Annotated in this window: 13 protein-coding genes; 5 read left to right on the forward strand and 8 right to left on the reverse strand. The window is 52.4% G+C overall.

The window, feature by feature from the left end; genetic code table 11:
- Positions 1–6 precede the first annotated feature (6 nt).
- Both A0W33_RS13115 and A0W33_RS13120 read right to left on the reverse strand, forming a co-directional pair.
- Complete coding sequence (locus A0W33_RS13115) at positions 7–795, reverse strand: polysaccharide biosynthesis/export family protein (protein ID WP_068838623.1); 789 nt, start codon at positions 793–795, stop codon at positions 7–9.
- Positions 796–1165: 370 nt separating this feature from the next.
- Positions 1166–1723 carry a PepSY domain-containing protein gene (locus A0W33_RS13120; RefSeq protein WP_082815231.1) on the reverse strand — a complete coding sequence of 186 codons (558 nt, stop codon included), beginning with the start codon at positions 1721–1723 and terminating at the stop codon, positions 1166–1168.
- Between the two features lie 208 nt (positions 1724–1931).
- Between A0W33_RS13120 and A0W33_RS13125 the strand changes: the two genes are divergently transcribed.
- The gene (locus A0W33_RS13125; RefSeq protein ID WP_068838624.1) at positions 1932–2387 is read left to right on the forward strand and encodes a hypothetical protein; all 456 of its coding nucleotides are present in this window, start codon (positions 1932–1934) and stop codon (positions 2385–2387) included.
- A gap of 88 nt (positions 2388–2475) precedes the next feature.
- Positions 2476–3300, forward strand: a complete 825-nt coding sequence (locus tag A0W33_RS13130) for a carboxypeptidase-like regulatory domain-containing protein (protein ID WP_068838625.1) — start codon at positions 2476–2478, stop codon at positions 3298–3300.
- A 790-nt stretch (positions 3301–4090) separates the two neighbouring features.
- Here A0W33_RS13130 and A0W33_RS13135 read toward each other — a convergent pair.
- Together A0W33_RS13135 and A0W33_RS13140 are read right to left on the reverse strand one after the other, a co-directional pair.
- Complete coding sequence (locus tag A0W33_RS13135; protein ID WP_068838626.1) at positions 4091–7297, reverse strand: WD40/YVTN/BNR-like repeat-containing protein; 3207 nt, start codon at positions 7295–7297, stop codon at positions 4091–4093.
- 375 nt (positions 7298–7672) lie between these two features.
- Complete coding sequence (locus A0W33_RS13140; protein WP_068838627.1) at positions 7673–8503, reverse strand: NYN domain-containing protein; 831 nt, start codon at positions 8501–8503, stop codon at positions 7673–7675.
- Between the two features lie 353 nt (positions 8504–8856).
- Between A0W33_RS13140 and A0W33_RS13145 the strand changes: the two genes are divergently transcribed.
- Positions 8857–9831, forward strand: coding sequence for a DUF1028 domain-containing protein (locus A0W33_RS13145; protein ID WP_068838628.1), 975 nt, complete (start codon positions 8857–8859; stop codon positions 9829–9831).
- Between the two features lie 785 nt (positions 9832–10616).
- Positions 10617–12017: a M20/M25/M40 family metallo-hydrolase gene (locus A0W33_RS13150; RefSeq protein ID WP_068838629.1), complete on the forward strand. Its 1401-nt coding sequence runs from the start codon at positions 10617–10619 to the stop codon at positions 12015–12017.
- Between the two features lie 170 nt (positions 12018–12187).
- Here the strand turns inward: A0W33_RS13150 and A0W33_RS13155 are convergent, their stop codons facing one another.
- Both A0W33_RS13155 and A0W33_RS13160 read right to left on the reverse strand, forming a co-directional pair.
- Positions 12188–13402 (reverse strand): S-adenosylmethionine:tRNA ribosyltransferase-isomerase, encoded by a 1215-nt coding sequence (locus A0W33_RS13155; protein WP_068838630.1) that lies wholly within the window; start codon positions 13400–13402, stop codon positions 12188–12190.
- A gap of 34 nt (positions 13403–13436) precedes the next feature.
- A complete protein-coding gene (locus tag A0W33_RS13160) occupies positions 13437–13979 on the reverse strand; it encodes a hypothetical protein (protein WP_068838631.1) in 543 nt (180 codons plus the stop codon).
- Between the two features lie 95 nt (positions 13980–14074).
- On the opposite strand from A0W33_RS13160, the gene A0W33_RS20935 reads away from it, so the two are divergent.
- Positions 14075–14212, forward strand: coding sequence for a hypothetical protein (locus tag A0W33_RS20935; RefSeq protein ID WP_157578038.1), 138 nt, complete (start codon positions 14075–14077; stop codon positions 14210–14212).
- Between the two features lie 245 nt (positions 14213–14457).
- On the opposite strand, the gene A0W33_RS13165 is transcribed toward A0W33_RS20935, so the two are convergent.
- Complete coding sequence (locus A0W33_RS13165) at positions 14458–17046, reverse strand: M14 family metallopeptidase (RefSeq protein WP_068838632.1); 2589 nt, start codon at positions 17044–17046, stop codon at positions 14458–14460.
- Positions 17047–17565: 519 nt separating this feature from the next.
- Positions 17566–18330 carry a PepSY domain-containing protein gene (locus A0W33_RS13170; protein WP_068838633.1) on the reverse strand — a complete coding sequence of 255 codons (765 nt, stop codon included), beginning with the start codon at positions 18328–18330 and terminating at the stop codon, positions 17566–17568.
- Between the last annotated feature and the right edge of the window lie 363 nt (positions 18331–18693).

Below are 18693 nucleotides of genomic sequence, written 5' to 3' on the forward strand. Positions count from 1 at the left end.
TCGTGCTTATCTTGTCAAACGGTCGATACTAACAACAACCAGTGTAAGGCCGCTTAGGGCCAACGGCAACCACTGCCTTAGGGCACCCGCACTTGCAATTTTTGTTTTGTTAGGCTCCACATAAATGATGTCATTTGACTTCAAATAATAGTAGGGGGAGGTAAACAACTCGTTTGTGGTTAAATCAACTCGCGTCAGTACGCGCTTTCCCTCCTCTTCTCTTATCAGAAGTATATTGTCTCGCTTCGCATAAATGGTAAGGTCTCCTGCCAATCCGAGCGCCTCCAGAAAGGTCAGCTTTTCGTTCGGCACAGTAAGAACAGATGGGCGTGCTACCTCTCCTAAAACAGAAACTTTATAGTTCAGATACCTGATGTCGACAATCGGACTTATCAAGAGCTTCCTGTCAAGTATCTCCTGTCGAATCTTATTCTTTAGCCCTTCCTTTGTTAAACCAGCGGCTTTTATGTTTCCGAGTAGCGGAATCTGGATAAACCCATCCCGCTCCACCAGGTATCCGAAAACTGGCGAGATGGTGTTAGTGGCATTGGCGTTTCGAATGGAGTTGTTGCTGGAGACGTTAAACATCTCAGATGCATCAGGGTTCAGGCTGCTGATGGTAATGCTCAGCAAATCATTTTCCTGAATTACGGGCTCTAGCGTCTCTATTTTGTCTGCAAATTCTGAAGCCTGGATGTTATTGAAGTAGATGGCTTCGCTTGTACCTGCACAGGAGCAACCAAGCAATAGCAGCGCAACAACAAGAACAGGTTCTATAAAACTGTAGGACTTCATTCGAGAAGACATAAAGGCTAAAAAGAGAATTATTCTAGGTTTAATTTAGGGATTAATACGATTCCTAACAAATAATTATAAGTAAATTGTTATAAAAATAATAAAAATATTTATGATTCATTTTTAGCTAAATAGAATAATATCTCCACTAATTAAAAAGGATGTTACACAGATAAGTCACAGTATGTGAGGGATAAAAAATAGATCGTCAAGTGAGAGAAGTACGGCCGTAAAAGAGCGACTCTAACATTATAGTAATACCTTGAGCGAAAAATAAAGCATGAACGCCTTAAGGAGCAAAGGATAATGCAGGATAGCGCAGTGTGTAGGTTCAGGCGCTGTTAAGAAAGGAATAGCTAAGGCCTTGAAGTTACTTTTTCAGCTTCCTGATCTGCTTCGGGAAGAACCACAGGCTCACGCCAGTTAGGGTGAGCACCAGCAGGCCGAGGCCCAGCACGTTCATACTTACCAGCTTAAAGCCGTCGCTGATGATAGAACCGTCGTGCAGGTGCTCAATCCAATCAGAATGCCTTTGCGCCACCGAGAGCACCTTTCCGGTGCCACCATCCAACTGCACTTCCCAATAGCCTTCCGCAAAAAGCACTTTCACAATGCCTTTATCCGGGCGTGCCTCCAGGCGATCGATTGGGACATCCGGCATCCCCTGGGCAGAATCCAACGCAGCGGTAGCCACGCTGGCCATGTCCGCAAGCGGAATCCACTGCGTCAGGTCTGTGGTCAGGCCATCCTGTGTTGGGGGCTGCAGCAGGTCCACGTTTTTTTTCCAGCCAAGCAACAAGCCCGTTATGCTGCTTATCAGCAGGAACAGGCCCAGGCACAACCCCAGGTAGCGATGGTATACACGGTAGTTGCGCAGCATGCCTGCAAGGCGGCTTATACTTTTTTTAGACGTAGGGTTGGTACTCAAGTGCGGCCTCTTCTTTGGTTGATACGCTACAAGGGGTTCTGAAACTAAATATCCCACTATTCAGGCACTATTCCAATTATGACAGGGCTTGTAGCTGGGGTTTATTGTTGTAACAAGTATAAAACTTTACATCTGGCGCAAGAGCAAAGCAACCTTTGTCGCCGTTTGCTACTCTTGTTTGTGAAGACCCTTTTACCACAAAAGAACTATGATGAACTATGTTTTCGCTTTTATGGGACTGCTCCTGCTAGGGCAGTGCCACCACGACCCAACGGGAGATGTAAAACCACAGGAACAAGCATTCGGGAAATCGTTTGTGTTGGAGAAGGGGGAGGAGGTAGCGGTAAGCGGTAAGGCCGCCGAAAAGCTGACGGTCCGGCTCAGCAACCTCGCCGACTCGCGCTGCCCGGAGGATGTGGTTTGTGTGTGGATGGGGAATGCGGTTGTAGGCCTGACCGTTTCCAACGCCAGCGAAAAGAACAGGCAGCTGCAGTTTTGCCTCGGCGACTGCCGCCCCGACCCGGTGCGCAACAAGCATACCGTGCGTACGGAACTGGGCCAGCAGGCATACGACATAACTGTGCTGGAGGTGCTTCAGCTGCCAAACTCTAAAAACCCGGAAGAGGCCAAGCAGGTGAAAGTGCTGGTGGAGCCTGTCGGCTGATCTCGTTCCGGAGCGAAGCAGAACACATTCTAAAGTACAGCTGTGTACAGCTCGCTTTTTAATTTTATCCTCAACATCCTTCCCTTCCATGAAGCAACTACTCACCCTTTTCTTCCTGCTGCTTTCGCTTTATGCCCCGGCACAAACTATAAAGTTACAGGGCAAGGTGTTGGCAATAGGCAGTTCTGAGCATCTGTCCTATGTCAACATCGGCATACGAAACAAGAACATCGGTACCGCCACTGACGAGCACGGCAGTTTTATACTTGTGCTGCCGGCTGAGCGAAGCCAGGACACGCTCACTTTCTCGGCTATAGGCTACCAGGAGCTGTCGGTGCCAGTGCGGCAGTTGGCGCAGGCCCAGCCGCTGGAGATAAAGCTTCGGGAAAAGGAGAATGCCCTGCAGGAAGTGGTGGTGACAAGCCGTAAAATGAAAATCAAAAAGTTAGGTAATACCGGGCGGCTACCGGGTGTATGGGGCATGCCTGAGAACAAGGAGGGCAAAGATGTGTATGAGTTTGCCAACTTTATCAGGGTAAAGGGCAAGCCGACAGAGCTACTCTCAGCGCACTTTTACCTCGCCAGCGGCAAACTGGATTCGGTCCTCTTCCGCATTAACCTGTACAAAAACAACAACGGATTTCCAGGCGAGCGTCTGGCGGATAAAAACATCATGCAGCGCCTGACAACCAAAGACGGCTGGATCAGCATTGACCTACAGCCTTTTGGAGTTTACGCTGATGAGGACTTCTTTCTGGGGATTGAGTACCTGCCGGCAGCGGGCGCCGATAAGTTTGCTATCGCCTTAGGTGCTAAGCTCGGCGGCAGCAGCTATTCCCGCCAATCCAGCCTGGGCACCTGGGAAAAGTTTGTAGGTGCCAGTTTGAGCGGCTATGTAACGGTAAGGCAATAGCGTTTTAAGTTCAGAGTCTCAAATTCTGAGTGTTGAGTTAGTTCTATAGTAGTGTTTAAATTGCCAGTAAAACTACCTCCGGCCTCTCCGCAACTAGAGGAAGAGTTCTGTAACTGAAGTATGGGTAGTGTAGTTATGGCTGTAGTTGCCCCTTCTCCCGAACCCTCTCCCCATAGGGGCGAGGGAACTTTGCTGTAAGTTTAGGCGCCTTTGATTCAGCAGAAGTAAAACACCCCTGTAGTCCCCTCAAGGGGACAGTTATACTTGTTGCATGGCGAAAGCATTTGCTGTTCGATTTGATTCCAGTCATTGGGTTAAGCGCCTTGTGCATGTTGCGGTGCCCGCTCGGGCAGCCCGCAGCGGAGCGAACAGAGGGCCCCTACCCCCGGAGCAGCTTCAGGCACACAGCGGGATGCCCTTATCGAGGGCCCCTACCCCCAGGACGAGGCCTCGCTCCTATAGGGCCCCAAACCCAGCCGTGAGCGCTCCAACGTATGAGGTGAAACGGTTGGTGTTTGTAAGCTGGAGGATGAACAGTAACTAACAAGGACAGCTTGGCTGAGGTTGCATAGAACAGAGCCTATGGTAGTATGGCCGCAACAAGTGTAGCCGTCGCTAAGGAAGTATGGCTTTGCAAGTCAATTGAGTTGCAAACTTAGCATCATTATTAGACATAAGTCTGAAGACTCGCGCTAGCAGAGGGTGAACAGCAGCCATAGAATCATCTATAAACAAAAACACCCCGACCACAAGTATGGCCGGGGTGTTTCAATACCAAGCAAGTATAAACTTACTGCTTAGACGAAGTGGGCTCGGATTCCTTTACTTTCTCCTCCTTTTTCTCAACACTGATAAAATCAACATTCTTCTGCTGGATCAGCTTGTTTAGCGCAGGCACATCCTGCTCCATCACTTGCTTCAGAAGATCCAACTGCGCATCAATCTGCGCGGTGATTTCTTTCTTGAAATCATAAGCCTGATCGGTTGGGCGGAAGTCGCCGGTGCTGACCTGGCCCACCAGGTTCGCGAGCTTGTTGTTGAGGCGAATCGGGTAGTTGAGCGGGTCCTGGCCACTGCGGTTCTTTGTCTGGTACAGCGTATCCTCAATCTTCGTCATCTTTTTCTCGATGCTGTTGGCCTGCTCCACAATGTCCTTGTAGCTGTCGTTGCCCTTCAAGCTGCCCGTTAGGGTTTTGAGCTGGCCGCGCATGGTGCGGATGTCCTTGATCGCATCATGCGTCTCGGTCAGTTTGTTGCGCACATCCATCAGGAACGTAAACTGCGCCTGCAGGTCTTCCGGCGATGCTTTGGTGCGCGGGTCCTGCAGAATGGCGAATGGCTGCTCCTGACTCTCCTTGTTCACCGTCAGTTTGGCTGTGTAGGTGCCGGGGATTGCCTCTGGTCCCTGTGTGCCGCCGCCCCAAAGTATAAGTCCGTCAAATTTGCTGGCATCCGGATAGCGCATGTTCCACACAAAGCGGTTCAAACCCTCTTTTACTTCCAGTTGCTCGTTCTTCTCCTTCGCATTGCTGGCGTAGCTACGGATAAGCTTGCCGCTTGGGTCCATAATCTCCAGCTTCACCACAGTAGCGGTATCTGGCTTGTTAGGCAGGTAGTAATGCACCATCACGCCACCCGGATGGTTTTGGCCGGCAACTTTTAAATCAGCGCGGCTGCCGCCATCCAGTTTGTAAGTATCCAGCGGCTTGTAAAGGTGTACTTTACTGTTGGCCATACTTGCGTTAAGTTGGTGCAGTGGCGTAATGTCATCTATCAACCAGAAACTACGGCCTTGCGTGGCGGCAATCAGGTTATCGTTCTTGATGGTAAGATCCGTGATTGGCGTGAGGGGCAGGTTCATCTGGAACGGCTGCCAGTTTTTGCCATCATCAAACGAAAGGTACATGCCATACTCGGTACCGGCGTAAAGCAGGCCCGGGCGTTTCTGGTCGGCACGCACCACGCGGGTGAAGTGGTTCTCCGGAATACCGTCTGTTATCTTGTCCCAAGTTTTGCCGTAGTCAGTGGTCTTGTATAAGTATGGGCGGAAGTCGCCTGATTTATACATGCTAGCCGCCACGTAGGCACCGCCTTTAATGGTTGGGTGCGGGTCGATGCTGTTCACCATGATCCACTCCGGCATTTTCTTCGGCGTTACGTTTGTCCAGTTCTTGCCGCCGTCGCGCGTCACATGGATCAGGCCGTCATCCGAACCTGTCCAGATTACACCCGGCTCCAGCTTCGATTCGTTGATGGCGAAGATGGTGCCATAGTACTCCACGCTGGTGTTATCCTTGGTAATCGGTCCGCCAGACGGGCCGAGCTTGGTAGAATCGTTTCGCGTCAGGTCCGGGCTGATGGTTTCCCAGGTCTGGCCCTCGTTCTGCGTTACGTGCACGTGGTTCGACGTGGTGTAGAGTTTGTTCGGGTCATTTGGAGAAAACAGGATCGGGAAGTTCCACTGAAACCTGTATTTCATGCCTTCCGCACCGTGGCCCATCGGGTTGTCCGGCCACACGTTTATCACGCGCTCCTGCATATTGTTGTGGTTTACCCGCGACAAAAAGCCGCCGTAGTTGCCGCCATACACAACCTCTGGGTTCTTCGGGTCTACCGCCAGGTGTGCGCTTTCTGATCCTGCTGTCTCTTCCCAATCATCTTCTGTGATAGCGTAGCCGTTGGAGCGATGTGCGATGCGCACAGTAGAGTTATCCTGCTGTGCACCATAAATGCGGTACGGGAAATGATTGTCTGTGGTAACGCGGTAGAACTGCCCGGTTGGCTGGTTGTTCATAGTGCTCCAGTTCATACCTCCGTCGCTGGTCACCTGTGCGCCGCCATCGTTGGCAATAATCATGCGCGACGAATTGGCCGGATCAATCCAAAGATCGTGGTTGTCGCTGTGCTGAGCATAGGCGCTCTCGAAGGTTTTGCCGGCGTCTTTGCTTTTGTGGTAGGCCACGTTCAGCACGTACACTACGTCCTCATCCTTCGCGTCGGCATACACGCGGGTGTAGTACCAGGCACGCTGGCGCAGGTTACGGTCGTCGTTTACTTTTTTCCACGTCATGCCGCTGTCGTCGGAGCGGAAAAGGCCCCCTTCGTCCGCCTCAACCATGGCATACACGCGCTCCGATTTTACCGGCGACACAGCTACACCAATTATTCCAAGCGTGCCTTTCGGCAAGCCTTCGTTTTCAGATATGTTTTTCCATGTTTCGCCGCTGTCGGTACTTTTCCAGATGCCAGAGCCCGGGCCACCCGAAAGCAGGCTGTAGGGCGTGCGGCGGATATTCCAGGTAGTGGCGTAGAGGTTGCGCGGGTTGGATGGGTCGATGATCAGGTCAACGGCACCGGCATCCTTATTCGCAAAAAGGGTTTTGTTCCAGGTTTTGCCGCCATCGGTGCTCTTGAACACACCGCGCTGCTCATGCGATTTGTACAGATCGCCCATTGCCGCCACATATACAATGTCCGGGTTTTTGGGATCGATGCGGATGCGGCCGATATGCTTGGAGTCTTTCAGGCCCATGTGCGTCCAGGTTTTGCCGGCATCCACCGACTTCCACACACCATGCCCCGACGACACGTTGCCGCGCACCGTTTTCTCGCCTTCGCCCACGTAAATCACGTTCGGGTCAGACTCGCTCACAGCCACCGCCCCGATGGAGCCGCCAAAGAAGCCATCGGAGATGTTCTCCCAGGTAGCACCGCCATCGGTGGTGCGCCACACGCCGCCACCCACCGAGCCGAAGTAGTATAGATTTGGTTTGCCCGGTACACCAACTGCCGTGGCAGAGCGCCCACCACGGTAGGGTCCGATAGAGCGCCAGGTAAGGCCGTTGTATAGTTCCGGGTCTACGGTAGCGGTGGTATTGTTTTTCTTGTTCTTGGCTTTCTGCTTCTGGGCTTCGGCCGGGTGCCCCGCCAGGAGCAAAGCCAGCGAACCAGCTAGCAGCAGTTTGGGTGAAAGTGCAGCGCGTAATGCTGTTCTCATGGTGAATGTTTTAAGGTGAAAGAGGTTAGGGTTTCCTGGTGGAATTGTCGAAATCAGTGTTTAAAAACTGATTTAAGCATAATTAGCCTGAAAAACAACAAGTGGCGCCCTAATTGTTCCTGGGGTGGTTTCGGAAGTGGCAGCAGTTATAGGGGAGGAGCGGGCGGAAAAGTGCAGAAAGTTTGTCTGGGACAAGCACATTTGTCCCTGCGGGCCAGTATAGTCGGAAACTCCACCTGCACCATAGGTCACGAATCTGGAGATTCGCGCCAGTTAAGTATAGCAGAAGAGAATTCCCCTCCTCGGAGGGGCTAGGGGTGGGTGGATGATAAACCGTAAAACAACAAAGGCCGGCTTTACCAGCCGGCCTTTGTTCTATGCTTGTTCTACTGCATCAGGCTTTTTGCCTTGCTCTGCTTTTGCCTTCTTGCGGGGCTGGGGGTTAGCGCGGCGCTTGTCCTTGCGTTTGATGTAAACGGCCGAGCGTCCTTTGTCATCCTCTTTCCGGATCGTGAAAATGTCTTTGTGCGCCTGCATGAGCTGGAGCAGCTGGCCGTAGCCAAAGGTGCGGGGGTCAAAGCTGGGGTCCAGTTGCCGCAGGTTGGTACCCATGGCGCCTAAATGTGCCCAGCCGTCCTCATCCGCCGACATCGTGAAGGCTTCTTTCAGCATAGGCACTGGGTTCAGGCGCTGCTGGTTTGAGGCGTTTTCCTCTATCTTCTCAGCCACCTCTATCTTGCGCTCGTCAATGTTATCGGTCAGGTTTTCGGTGAAGATAAAGATGTTACAGGCGTTTACGAAAGGCTTGGGTGTCTTGCGCTGGCCAATGCCCATCACAAAAATGCCTTCTTCCCGAATCCGGGTGGCCAGGCGGGTATAGTCACTATCAGAAGAGACGATGCAGAAACCGTCTACCAGCTCGGAGTGGAGCAAATCCATGGCATCAATGATAAGGGCACTGTCGGTGGCGTTTTTGCCTACCGTGTAGCGAAACTGCTGGATAGGCTGGATAGCGTGGTTGTTCAGGCAATCTTTCCAGCCGTTCATTTGTGGGGTAGTCCAGTCGCCGTAAATGCGGCGGATGGTGGGTGCACCATACTTGCCGGCTTCGGCTAACAGTTTTACAATCAGGCTGGGCTGAGCGTTGTCGCCGTCAATCAGCATGGCCATCTTGTTCGACTTCGTATCTTTTTGAGAATTATTCATTTAGAAAGGGTTTGTTCAACAGCCTGCGCACTACTTCAGGCAGGCTGATTTTATACATAGTTATACTGCTATTTTTAAAGCAGGTTGTTGCAGGACAAACTCTGGCGCAGCAATGCATAAAAAAACTATATTTGTTAAGGCGACTGCAGCCGGTTGCGTAACACGAGCAGAACGAGGCAAAATGGCGCAGCAAAATCATGCCTACGCCGTACAAGAGCCCATCATCACAAAGTTTTAGGTGTTGCGGCACCTGACTGGCCATCAAAGCTCAAGCGAAAGCTTTTTGCAAAGAATCAACAGCAACATAAGTATAAATCCAGAACATGAATAAGTTTAGAAGAACATTGGTAGCAATGGGAGTAGCAGTAATTGCCTCGCTGGGAACAACCACCGTGAAGGCACAGGTTTTTAAGGCAGAGGAGCCACTGGCGCACACATATTCTATCGTGGCCCGCGACCCGAAGACAGGAGAAATGGCCGTTGGCGTGCAGAGCCACTGGTTCTCTGTGGGTACGGCTGTGCCTTGGGTGGAGGCAGGTGTAGGCGTTGTAGCCACGCAGTCCTTCACTAACAAATCGTTCGGCCTGCGTGGGCTGGCGCTGCTGAAAGAAGGCAAAACTCCGGAAGAGGCGCTGGCCATACTTCTGGCTGATGACGAGGCGCGTGAGGTGCGGCAGGTGTCGATCCTGGATGCGCAGGGCCGCGTAGCCACGCACACCGGTGACAAGTGCATCCGCTATGCCGGGCACATTACAGGTAAGAATTTCTCGGTGCAAGCCAACATGATGCTAACCGACAAAGTATGGCCGGCTATGGCCAAGGCTTTTGAACGAAGCGAAGGCCAGCCGCTGGCAGAGCGTGTGTTGCTGGCCATGCAGGCAGCAGAGCGCGAGGGCGGCGACATCCGGGGTAAGCAGTCGGCGGCGCTGGTGGTGGTAAAAGGCCAGAAAAGCGATCAGCCTTGGGACGACAAGACGATCGACCTGCGTGTGGATGACCATGACCAGCCACTGGTAGAACTGGCCCGCCTGCTGAAAGTATACCGCGCCTACGAGCATATGAATGCCGGTGACCTGGCCATAGAGAAAGGGCAGATGCAAAAGGCGATGGAGGAGTATGGCAAAGCAGAGGCGATGTTCCCGAACAACCTGGAGATGAAGTACTGGCACGCCATCGGCCTGGCCAACAGCGGCCAGGTGGAAGAAGCCGCCAAAATTCTGCGTGACGTCTACAAAAAAGACCCGAACTGGCGCGAGCTCACCACCCGTCTCCCGGAAGTTGGTTTGCTGGATGTAAGCAAGCAGCAAATGGAGAAGCTTCTGAAATAGGGATTAGGAAGTATAAAGGAAGGGCAGCAGCTGTAAAGTTGCTGCCTTTTTTTATGGTGTTTTTATGGTGCAGGGTTAACTGGTGCAAGTATTTGCTTGTTTCCAACAACACAGAACGGTCTGCCAAGCTTTTTAGTGTTGATAAATCCTCTGTACGCGATTAACCCACCCTTTACCCCTCCGAGTAGGGGAATTTACCAGCAGAAGTATAAACATCCCCCCTACCCCCTTCAAAGGGGAACTTGGCAGCTGTAGTTAGGGCACAAGCTTAAGCTCTGTAGCCCGAGCTATAACCCAACACCCCTATAGTCCCCTCAAGAGGACAATTCTTCCTGTTGCATAGCAAAGGCTGTAGCTAGTTGAACCGATTCCAGTCCTTGGGTTGAGCGCCTTTGGAGTTTTTCGGTCCCGCTGGAAGCGGGATTGCAAAGCGAAGCGAGCAAAGAAAAGGTCCCAGCGCGATGCCCGAGGACGGGGCCTCGCGGCCGTGAGCGCTCCAAAGTATGATGTGAAACAGTAGGTGTTTGGGAACTACAGGGTGAAAGGCAGCTAGAAAAGATAGCTTGGCTGAAGCTGTAATCAGCAGTAGCTATGGAAGTGTGGCTTATTAAGCCAGTCGAGTTGCAAACTCAACACCATAGTAAGACACAAGTCTGAAGACTTGATCCATGAAGACCAGCACACCCGCTGTTCATACTTATAACCTCCACACAACAACATTGCACAAAAATTCTTAACTTAAAGCTTTAAACAGCAATACTAGACCTACATCTATAAAACACAAAATGCTTTATAAAAAGACCCTTCGCCATTTGGCAGTGGCGGCGGCCGCGGTGCTTGCCCCGCCTGCCATGGCCCAGCAGAACCAACAGCAGGATTCTGTCATTATCGATAAAATATACGACAACGCCCTCACCAGCTACGAGAGCTACGAAAACCTGCGCTACCTGACGAAGCAGATTGGTGCCCGCCTGAGCGGATCGCCACAGGCGGCTGCGGCAGTGGAGTGGAGCCGCCAGGTGATGGAAAGAATGGACCTTGATACGGTGTACCTGCAGGAGGTAATGGTGCCGCATTGGGTGCGTGGTGACAAAGAGATCGGACGTATCACAAACTCTAAATTAATAGGCTCAGCAGATATGAACATTGCCGCTTTAGGCGGTACGGTGGGTACAGGCAAGCAAGGCCTAAGCGCTGAAGTGGTGGAGGTGAAGAGCTTTGAGGAACTGGAGAAGCTCGGTAAGAAGAAGGTAAAAGGCAAGATCGTGTTCTTCAACCGGCCTTTCGATAATACCCACGTAATAACAGGCGCTGCCTACGGCGGTGCGGTAGACCAGCGTGGCGGTGGCCCTGCGGCGGCGGCAAAGCTTGGTGCAGTGGGCGTATTGGTGCGCTCCATGACAAACGATATTCAGGATGTGCCGCACACAGGCAGCACGCGCTACGAAGACGGTGTGGCGAAAATTCCGGCGGCGGCCATCAGCACAAGAGGCGCAGAGCAACTTAGCAGTCTGCTGAAGGACGATCCGAGCCTGAAGTTCTACATGCGCATGACCTCTGAAACGTTGCCTGATGTGCTGTCATACAACGTGATCGGCGAACTTCGCGGCACAGAGAAGCCGGATGAGATCATCGTGGTGGGCGGGCACCTCGATTCCTGGGACATAGGCGAAGGCGCGCACGACGATGGCACGGGCTGTATGCAGTCGATTGAGGTGCTGCGTTTGTTTAATGATGTTGGCATTAAACCGAAACGCACAGTGCGTGCGGTGCTGTTTATGAATGAGGAAAACGGTTTGCGCGGCGGACGTAAGTATGCTGAGGTAGCGAAGGCAAAAGGCGAGAAGCACATTGCCGCCATCGAGTCGGATGCAGGTGGCTTTACGCCACGCGGTTTCGGTATTGACGGCAACGACGGGCAGTACGCAAAAGTGCTTTCCTGGAAACCGTTGCTGGCACCATACGGTCTGCACGATTTAACCCGTGGTGGCGGTGGTGCTGATATCGGCCCGCTCAAAGGCCAGGGAACAGTGGCCCTGATCGGCTTCCGCCCGGACTCTCAACGCTATTTCGACTACCACCATACGGTAATTGATACGTTTGAGCAGGTAAACCGCCGCGAGATGCAGTTAGGGGCCGCTTCCATGGCCTCACTCGTATACCTGCTGTCGAAGTATGGCTTGTAGGAATTTATAATAGACAGGTCGATGTACAGCAAAGATCTGTATCAACAAAAAAAGGCCGCTGCAGTTTACTGCAGCGGCCTTTTCTATTTATAGCTAAGACTTCATTTATCTTGTTGAGCCATTACAACTCATCCAGACGCTCGCAGGAGCTGCGCACGCTGCGAGGTCTTTTACGGCAGCAGCAAAGAACTGTCTCCGTAGCTTAAAAAGCGGTAGTCGTTGGCTAAAGCGTGCTGGTATAACTTGCGCCAGTCGTCCCCGATCAGGGCAGATACCAAAAGCAACAGCGTGCTTTCCGGCTGGTGGAAGTTGGTGACCAGTCCGTTACAAATTCTGAAGGCATAACCTGGCGCAATAATGATCTGGGTGCTGGCGTGCAGGTAGTCAGTGCCTCGGCGCTCCATGTAATCCAACAACCCTTGTATAGCGGCTGCCGGAGTGGGTGGGTTTGTACTTTCGTAAGGCTGCCATTGCGTTACGTGCAGCGCTTGCTCTAATAAATCTGGCTGCTCCAGCACTTTGGCGCCCAACCAGTAAATGCTCTCCAGCGAGCGCATGCTCGTCGTGCCAACAGGTATAATCGGATGGGCCAACTGCTGAACCAGGCGCTGCAGCAGCGGCTTGGTGATGTACAGTTGCTCGGCGTGCATTTCGTGGGCTTCCATCACATCGGCCTTCACCGGTTTAAAGGTGCCCGCCCCCACGTGCAGCGTCAGGTAGGCTGTGTCTATGCCTTTTTCCTGCAGTTGCGTCAGCACGCGTTCCGTAAAGTGCAGACCTGCGGTAGGGGCAGCCACGGCACCCTGCTGATCGGCGTAAATGGTCTGGTAGCGGGTATGGTCGTCGGGGGTAAGTTCGCGGTTGAGGTAAGGAGGGAGGGGCAGGCGACCACAGCGTTCCAGCACCTCGGCAAAGGTCAGATCGGTGGGGTCCCACGTGAAACGTATCAGGAAATGCCCTTCCTGTTGCGCTTCGCGTTCTGCCTGCACCATACCACCTTCAAAGTATAGCGATACCGGACCGCTCTTCCAACGCTTGTTATTGCCTACCAGGCACTTCCAGGTACAGCTACCGGTTTGCTGCATGGCCAATTGTACCTCGCGGTGCGGGGCTACGGGCTCAAGGCAAAAAATCTCCACCACGCCGCCTGTCTCTTTCTGAAACAGGAGCCTTGCCTGCACTACTTTGGTGTTGTTGAACACCAGCAGCGTGTGCGGAGGCAGCAGGCCGGATAGGTCAGTAAAAGTATGATCGGAGATCTGCCCGCCGTGGTACTGCAGCAGCTTGGACTGGTCACGCTCCGGCAGCGGGAATTTAGCGATGCGCTCGTCCGGCAAGTCGTACACAAAATCCTTTATCGCCAGTTTCTTTGGGTCGGTCAGCATGCAATTGTGAAATGTAAGTATAACTTAATTGCGCTTAAAGGCTTTTCAGGAAATCTTCGTCCAGCGGTGGCAGTTCATCATCGTCCTCCTCCGAATGCTGGGCATCCCAGTCAATTTGGGCAAACAACTCCAGGCCTTCAAATATCAGCTCATCCAGTTCCTCTTTAGAGCCAGCATCCAGTGTGCGCTCAAACAGATGCAGAATCTCCTCACGCGCCGGGTTTACAAAAATCTCGTGGTACAGGTGATCGAAGGCTGCGATGCGCTTCTGCACCACTTTATCGATCTCCTGCGTGCTCTTCGCTTTAATGGCGTCCTGTAGCACCTCCAGTACCTCCTGGCTCTTTTCGTTGTCAGCCAGGCGCAGGAACGCTTTCACAAAGGCAATGGCGATGCCCAGCCGCAGGCGCTCAAAACGGAAGTTCAGGTTGTCCCGGCTATCGCCTTTGGCGGTCTGTGCCATGCGCAGGGCACGCTCCAGTTCCTGGTAAACTGCCGGGGCACCCTCGGCAATTACATTGGGAGTGTCTGTGTCGAAGGCCGTTTGCAGGAGCAGTTCAAAGCTTTTGGCGCTCATATTGGTAGTGTTTAGGTACTTCTCTTTTAGAAAGTGCAAAGGTAAGGGATTATCTGCAAATGGGTAGCGGGTGTGGGGACAAGTGATTTTTTGGAATGATCAACCCACTCCTTACCCCTCCGAGGAGGGGAATTATCTCCTACTGTACTTATACTTATACTTATACTTATACTTATACTTATACTTGCCGCAAAGCCAACGGCGCGAATCTCCAGATTCGTGACGTAGGGTGAAGGTGGAGTCTCCGACTCCACTGGCCCGCAGGGACAAGTATAGCGGCTGTCAGCGAAGTATAGAAGCTGTACTTTAAACTCAGTCAAACAAAAAAACTGTCATCCCGAAAAAAGTGAGAGGTCTATCCGGACTTGTGAATAGATTTCTCCTTTCGTCGAAATGACAGTCATGTTGTGGAATAACAGTGGTTATGATAGAAGCGGGTAGCGCATGATTTCTAGGACTCCACCCGCTCCATCAAACCTTAATGTGCGTCCTCTGTGCGGGCAGAGCCACCGCTGATGATCTGGCCGAAGAAGATGCTGTTCAGGAACAACTTGTTTGTGCCATACCAGAAGGCGCGGAAATTTGGATTATCCGGCATCACAATCACCTTTCCGGCACCTAGCGCCGATACATCCACGGCAGCGGTGTTTTTCAGCTGCTGCAGGTTAGGCTTGGAGATATAACCGGCCATCAGCGGGTTAGCAGTATACATCACCGGGTTGGCGTAAGGGCTTTTGGAGCGTTCCATAAACAAGGTGTTGCTGCGGAAAATCGGCATCTGCGCATCGGTGTAACCGTAGGCCAGCGGGTGTGTCAGGTCCAGCTTCGTCTCGAAAATAGCACCGCCTATCACTTGTGCGCCATTGGTGTTATCCATGATGGCGTACGGTTTTTGAGCCACCGTGTCTTTTTCGCTCTGCTTAAAGGTAATGTTGCCGATGCCGTTATCCGACAGCCAGCGGGCTGCCTCGCCCAGGCCAACCACCGTGCCGCCCTGCTGTACCCAGCTACGCAGCTTATCTTTGGAGATGCTGCTGCCATAGTTTCCGTCTGACAGCACGATCACGTTATACTTGTTCAGGGCCATGCGGTTAAAGTCGTCGGTCTTCACCAGCGTTGGGCGCATGTCAAAGCGATTGTCGAGCAGGTGCCAGGCTTCGCCCGCATCGTAGCTGTTCACGCCGTCGCCGATCAGCATCATGACCTTTGGCTGCACCAGGTTCTGCATCATCGGGCTCCCCAGCTTTATGCCGCTTGGGTTGAAGCCCGTGTTCATGGCGTGTACCTGCAGTGCGTTTTGCTGCGCCAATTCCTGTAGCAAAGTATGGAGCCTGTCAGCATCCATCGGTTGGCCGGTTACAGGTATCAGGATGGTGCCGTAGTCGAACTGCTCACCGCCGGCAGTCGCGAATTTATCGGTGGCTACTTTGGTGGCGATGCCGTGGTCCATCAGCTGGTTCAGGAGGCGCGGCGCATAGTAGCCGTGCCACTCAAAGGCGTAGGCGTAGTCGCTTTTTCCGCCCACAACCTCACCTTTTGGCAAGGTCAAACTGTCTACCTTCGCACCCAACTGGTTGCCCTTGAAATTGCGTGACGATAGCGCGGCATGCTCCAAATCGAAGGCTAGCGGGAAAGTCCAGGCTGAGATGTCGTAGAAAAGGCTATCCTGGAACGTGGTACGCTTCTCAAACATCGCCTCGATCAGCCGGTACTGCGGCTGCTCCGTCGGTACGATGTAGGCGTTCTCCGGCGTGTAGGTCACGTTGTTGATCGTGAAGCTTTCCTTCGGGCGGTACACGTCTATCTGGTGTTGCCTGATGATCTCGGCCAGGTGAAAGGCCCGTGCCTTGTCCAGCTCAGAGCCAAACACATAGGCCTTTGTCTTCGCCTTTTTCGCCTCATTTAAAGCGTTTTTATAGAAGTCGCGCTGGTGCGTGAGCAGCTCCTCGCGCATGGCCTGGGCCGCCTCCAGGGTAGAGAGGGTAGTGGTGAATTGGTTACGGATGGTGAACGGAAACGTGAGCACACCATTATCGCTTTCCTGCGCATGGCCGCGCGAGCTCGCCTGCTCAAACAGGATGCCTACCGCGCCGTTCACATCCGGGTAAGTAGAGCCCTTGCCGTAGTAAAAGTCATCGTAGCTCTCCTCAGTATAATAAAAGGAGCCGATCTTGTCCAGCGCCTTGGCATGGTAGGTGCCAATCTTCTGCGTCAGCTTAAAGTTATTCTCCGGTGTGAGCGGGTTGTTGCGGCTCGGAATGCCTGGCTGGAAAAAGAACGTAGCATTAGTGCCCATCTCGTGGTGGTCCGTCAGCACGTTCGGCTTCCACTCGTGGAACTTCGCCAACCTGCCCTTCGACTCAGGATGCTGCAGCGGGAGCCAGTCGCGATTCAAATCGAACCAGTAGTGGTTGGTGCGGCCGCGTGGCCATACTTCGTCAAACTCGGCGCTGTTCGGGTCGGTCACCAGGTTTTTGCCGCGGTGCGTGTTCACCCAGCTGGCAAAGCGGTTCAGCCCGTCCGGGTTAATGGAGGGGTCTACCAAAATTACCGTCTCATTCAGCAGCTTCTCAATTTCCGGTCCCTGTGCCGCTGCCAGGTGGTATACGGCCAGCAGGGCAGCATTGGCGCCACTTGGCTCGTTGCCGTGCACGCTGTAGCCCATCCACACCACCGCAGGCACCTTGCTGATGTCCACTTTGCCCGATTCGGACGGAACGGTAAGCTGGCGGTGCTGCTGCTTTATCTGGTCGATGTTCTGCTGGTTTTGGGTAGAGGTGATGGTAAGCAGGTACAGCGGCCGGTTCTCGTGGGTGCGGGCATATTCTGTCAGGGTGATGCGGTCGGAGGCTGCGTCCATCTGGCGCATGTACATCACCAACTGGTCGTGGCTCACGTGCCACTCGCCCACATTGTAGCCCAGGATGTCGTGGGGCGTTGGAATGCTGCTGTTGTAGGTGGTGCCGGCAGGCAGGTAGTAGGAGAGGGCCGTCTGAGACTGCTGTGCCTCAGCTGCAGGACCAAAGCCCAGCATGGCTGCCACAGCCAGTGCGTAGAATTTTTTCATGTAATCAGGTTGTAGATAAAGTATAGATCAGGTTGTTTCTGCAATTTCCTGTTTTAGAAAGGCTTTTGCAAGTATGAATGCGCTTAATCCGGTTGTGCATGCTTTGCTTCGGATAAACAGGATGAACGTCTTTTTGTCTGCATCAGGATTTACAGGATTTTTAGGATCGGCAGGATAAATAATTATGGAGTAGGATGACTTGATTTGGAACGCAAGGGAGGATACATTGTGAGCAGGCAAGACACAAGCGGGAGCTTGCGGCAGGGACGTTGTGAAAGCTCATATTTATACTTGTAAACGCTGTTAAGCCGCACTAACAAGTATAAGCGTGAAATCAAGTAAATGCATAGATTAAAGATGTGAGTGCGGGAGAAGATTTCCCTCCCTGGAGGGGCTGGGGGTGGGATCACAAATGCGAAAGAAAGCACAGCGAAGATAAAAATTTCAGGCAGCCTCAGCTATACTTGCTTTGAGTCAGATCAAGTATAATGTTCCTTTACCTACGTCTAAACAGTACAATTATGAGGCTACCTTCGGTCTGCTGGCGGCAGCCTTCTTCCTGCGCCGGCCACCGCGGAAGCTGACAAAGTACAAGGCGAAACCGGATAGCACCGTCACCAGCCCCACCACGGAGAAAAGGCGCAGCAGCACGTTTCCAAAATTGTCGCGGCCCTCGTAGTCCATGGTGTGCAGCATCCACAGAAAGTCGAACAGGCGCCATTTGTTGTTCCGGAAGCTGATTACCTCCCCGCGCTCGGCAGCCACATACACGGTGGTGTTGGTAGGATGCTGCATGGTAACGGCGTAGGCCGGTAAAGGGCTCTCGCGGTATTCGTGGTGCCGGCCCACCTTGCCCTCAGTCAGCAACTCCACCTGCGCCACTTGTACTGGCTCGGCAAAGCGATCCAAGGCCATTTTAATTGCTTCCTGCTCGGTGAGCGGCATGCGTAGCTGCCCTGAATCAGCCTCTGCCAGCTGTGTATGGGCCATTTTATGCCTGTAATACACCACCTGGTAAAGCGGCTCCCCTAACACCTCCACCAGCTTTATTGATTTTACCGAGTCTGCTTGGGGCAGCTGTGCCAGTACTGCAGCCGGAGAGGCAAGCGGCATGGCGGCACTGAAATTAGCCGGCGCTTTTTTCTGGTAATCGCCGTGTATCTCGTCTATGTCCGACCAGCTGAAGTATAGCCCACCCAATGTCCAGAAAATAAACTGCATACCGGTGAACAGCCCCAGGTAGCGGTGCGATTTACGGATAAGGTAATGTTTGCTCTTGATCATAGGGTAATTTAACGTTTCAACTTTAAGAGAAGCAAAGAGAGTAATCTGCTAAAAAAGCTTGTTTAAACACATTGCAAGCTGTTTCACAAGATAGTGGGAATATCGCAAAAAATAAATTGTCCCTTTCCAATAAAATATTTAATAATGAGTGCAACTATTTATTGTCAAAAGGGTATCTATTCTTTAAATAGCCTAATGCAATATTTATAAAGTTTAAGCATGTATTAAAACCTGCTCCTTTGCAAGTAGAATCGGAGTGCAACCGGCACAGCATTGTAAAAGCAGTTCAAATAGTAGAAACATAATTCATTCCGCCTAAAATTCAGGCGATTATGACTGAAAGGTCATCATCTGGTGCAGCAA

Source organism: Pontibacter akesuensis (genome assembly GCF_001611675.1).
Lineage (GTDB): Bacteria > Bacteroidota > Bacteroidia > Cytophagales > Hymenobacteraceae > Pontibacter > Pontibacter akesuensis.